Here is a 3,321-nt window from a genome sequence, read left to right as displayed (position 1 = left end):
ATCTCCGGCACCGGCTCGGGTGCGCCTTCCGGGAGGAACGCGGAGAGGAACCGGTCGCGGGCCTGGGGACCGAACTCCAGCCGGTCGAACAGGGCGTTGACGTCCGCCCGTTCGGGCAGGCGCCTCGTGAGTTCATCGATCTGGACGCCGAGGTCGAGGTCCCGGGTGAGTTCGGTGATACGGCGGTTGAGCTGCACCTGCGGGAGGTGCTCGCGGAAGCTCTCCCCCACCTTGCCCTTGACCTCGTCCGCGTGCGCGATCAGTTCCGACAGGCTGCCGTACTGGACGATCCACTTCGCCGCCGTCTTGTCGCCAACCTTGGGCACACCGGGGAGGTTGTCGGAGGTGTCGCCCCGCAGCGCGGCGACGTCCGGGTACTGAGCGGGGGTCACCCCGTATTTGGCCTCCACCGCCTCGGGGGTGAAGCGGGCGAGCTCCGAGACTCCCTTGACCGGGTAGAGGACGGTCACCGCGTCGGAGACCAGCTGCAGCGCGTCGCGGTCCCCCGTGCAGATGAGTGTGTCGGCCCCTGCCGCCTGGGTGGCCAGGGTCGCGATGATGTCGTCGGCCTCGTGGCCCTCCAGGGACAGGGTGCGGACCCCGAGTGCCACCAGCGCCTCCTGGATCAGCTCGACCTGTCCCTTGAACTCCTCGGGGGCAGCCGAGCGCGTCGACTTGTACTCCGGGTACTCGGCCGTCCGGTGCAGGGTCGCCCGGGAGACGTCGAACGCCACCGCCAGGTGGGTGGGCTCCTCGGTGGTGACCAGGTTGGCGACCATCGACAGGAATCCGTAGACCGCGTTGGTGTGCTGCCCGGAGGCCGTGGAGAAGTTCTCCGCGGGAAGCGCGTAGAACGCGCGGAAGGCCAGCGAGTGCCCGTCGAGGAGCAACAGACGGGTGGGCCCGTGTGCCTCGGCGGCGTCGGTGGACGCGGTGGTGGCGGCGGAACTGGCTTCGGCGGTCTGGCTCGTGGTGCTCACACGGCCACTCTAGGGCGGGCGTCGGACAGCCGCTCACCGGTCGTCGGTTAGACTTTCCGACCAGCGGGTCGCCGCGTTCGCCCCCGTAGCCCAATTGGCAGAGGCAACGGATTCAAAACCCGTCCAGTGTCGGTTCGAGTCCGACCGGGGGCACTTCCACGCCGCGCAGTCACCACATCTCCACGCAGATAGCGGCTTCACCGCCGGAGGAGCCCCTTCCGGATCGGCCTTGAGGTCACCCTGCTGTCGACCGGCGTCGACTTCCCTCTTCGATAGTCAACTCGGCCCGTGCCGCACTCCGGGCGCACCCGAGACCTCTCCTTTCCCGTCGATTGCAGGAACCAGAAGCCCGTGCATATACTTGCTTGCTGCAAGCAATTTAATCGAGACCGGGGAGGTCAGGGTGGCGATTGACGCCGAACAGGGAGGCAAGCTCGTCATGGACCTGTCCCGCGTGGTCAAACTGCTACGCGCGGTCAATGTCTCGGTCCCGCGGTTCCACGAGTCCCTGGAGCAGTCCGCCCACCCCTTGCTGTTCGCCATCCATGACGAACCCGCCCGAGTCACGAACCTGGCAGACCGTCTCCACACCGATATCTCGGTGGTGAGCCGTCAGGTCCGCCACCTCGAGACCCTCGGTCTGGTCGCCAAGGTCCCCGACCCGGATGACGGGCGCGCGAGCGTCGTCACCCTCACGTCCGAGGGAAGCGACCTCGTCACCCGCGTGTTCGCCGGACGGGGCCAGTGGATGGCCGACGTCCTGGCCGACTGGACCCCCGAACAGGCGGCCTCACTCGACGAGGGACTGGCACGCCTCGCGGAGTCACTGCGCACCGAACTCGACGCCCTCACGTCCGCCAAGGAGAACTGATGACCGACCGCTCGCCCGTCACGACCCAGGCCGGTGAGGACGGCGAGTTCTCTCATCGTCAGATCCTGGTGATCCTCGCCGGCCTCATGTCGGCGATGTTCCTCGCGAGCCTGGACCAGACCATCGTGTCGACCGCCATCCGGACCATCGCCGACGATCTGCAGGGCCTGGACGCGCAGGCGTGGGTGACCACCGCGTACCTCATGACCTCGACCATCTCGACGCCGCTGTACGGCAAGCTCTCGGACATCTACGGGCGCAAACCGTTCTTCGTCATCGGCATCGTGATCTTCGTGTTCGGCTCCCTGCTGTGCACGCTCGCCGACTCGATGTACACGCTCGCGCTGTACCGCGGGATCCAGGGACTGGGCGCCGGCGCCCTGATGTCGCTCTCCCTGGCGATCATCGGCGACATCATCCCGCCGCGCGACCGTGCCAAGTACCAGGGCTACATGCTCGCGGTGTTCGCCTCGTCCTCGGTCATCGGTCCGGTGGTCGGCGGCTTCTTCGCCGGCGTGGAGACGATCTTCGGCATCGACGGCTGGCGCTGGATCTTCCTCATGAACGTCCCCATCGGCGCTCTCGCGCTGACGATGGTGCTGCTCACCCTCAACGTCAAGAACGTCCGCGTGGACCACCGGGTGGACTGGGCGGGCGCGGCCGCGATCGTCGTCGGGCTGGTGCCGCTCCTGCTGGTGGCCGAACAGGGCAACACCTGGGGCTGGGGCTCACCGGCCGCACTGGCCTGCTACGTCGTGGGCCTGGGCGGGATCGGCCTGTTCCTCATCGTCGAGGCCCGGGCCGGCGACCAGGCTCTCATCCCCCTGCGGCTGTTCCGCGACCGCACCTTCTCGATCGTCACCGCCGGCGGGGTGATCGTGGGAATGGCCATGTTCGGCGGGATGATGACCCTGCCTCTGTACATGCAGATCGTGCACGGCGCCGATCCCATGGAATCCGGCCTCATGATGCTGCCGCTGGTGGCGGGCATGATGGGCGCCTCGATCGTGTCGGGCCAGCTCATCTCCAGGACCGGCCGGGTACGCGAGTTCCCGATCCTCGGCACCGCCATCTCGGCCGTCGGGCTGTTCCTGCTGTGGACCATCGACGCCGACACTTCGCTGACCCTGGTCATGGCCTACATGCTGGTGCTGGGAATCGGCCTGGGCAACTGCATGCAGCCGCTGACACTGATCGTGCAGAACGCCGTGAGTCCGCGCGAGATCGGCGTGGCCACCGCGTCCGCGACCTTCTTCCGCCAGCTCGGCGGCACCGCCGGGGTGGCCGTGTTCCTGTCGATCCTCTTCAGCCGGGTCGGGGGTTCCATCACCAGCGAGCTGGAGCTGGCGGGCGCAGACGGCAGCCTCGCCCGCGGTGTGCAGGAGGGCCTGGCCGACCCGGTGCTGCGCGCCGACCCGGAGGCTCTCGGGATCGTGCAGGCCCTCGCCGACCCGGCATCGGGCGCGGGCG

Annotated in this window: 3 protein-coding genes and 1 tRNA gene; 3 read left to right on the top strand and 1 reads right to left on the bottom strand. The window is 68.2% G+C overall.

Annotation, left to right across the window (positions count from 1 at the left end):
• Window positions 1–890, bottom strand: an 890-nt coding sequence (locus tag G6018_RS15130) for a 5'-3' exonuclease H3TH domain-containing protein (RefSeq protein ID WP_277817787.1), incomplete at its 3' end; no start/stop codon positions are given.
• Between the two features lie 169 nt (window positions 891–1,059).
• On the opposite strand from G6018_RS15130, the gene G6018_RS15125 reads away from it, so the two are divergent.
• From G6018_RS15125 to G6018_RS15115, 3 genes are all read left to right on the top strand, one after another.
• Window positions 1,060–1,133, top strand: a tRNA-Leu gene (locus G6018_RS15125).
• A 250-nt stretch (window positions 1,134–1,383) separates the two neighbouring features.
• Window positions 1,384–1,851 carry a MarR family transcriptional regulator gene (locus G6018_RS15120; RefSeq protein ID WP_182609458.1) on the top strand — a complete coding sequence of 156 codons (468 nt, stop codon included), beginning with the start codon at window positions 1,384–1,386 and terminating at the stop codon, window positions 1,849–1,851.
• A partial coding sequence (locus tag G6018_RS15115; RefSeq protein ID WP_182640060.1) for an MDR family MFS transporter occupies window positions 1,851–3,321 on the top strand: 1,471 nt, incomplete at its 3' end. The genes G6018_RS15120 and G6018_RS15115, both read left to right, overlap by 1 nt.

This window comes from Dietzia sp. DQ11-44, assembly GCF_014145205.1.
In the GTDB taxonomy this organism is placed as follows: Bacteria; Actinomycetota; Actinomycetes; order Mycobacteriales; family Mycobacteriaceae; genus Dietzia; species Dietzia natronolimnaea.
This window is presented reverse-complemented; position numbering and strand designations above follow the sequence as displayed.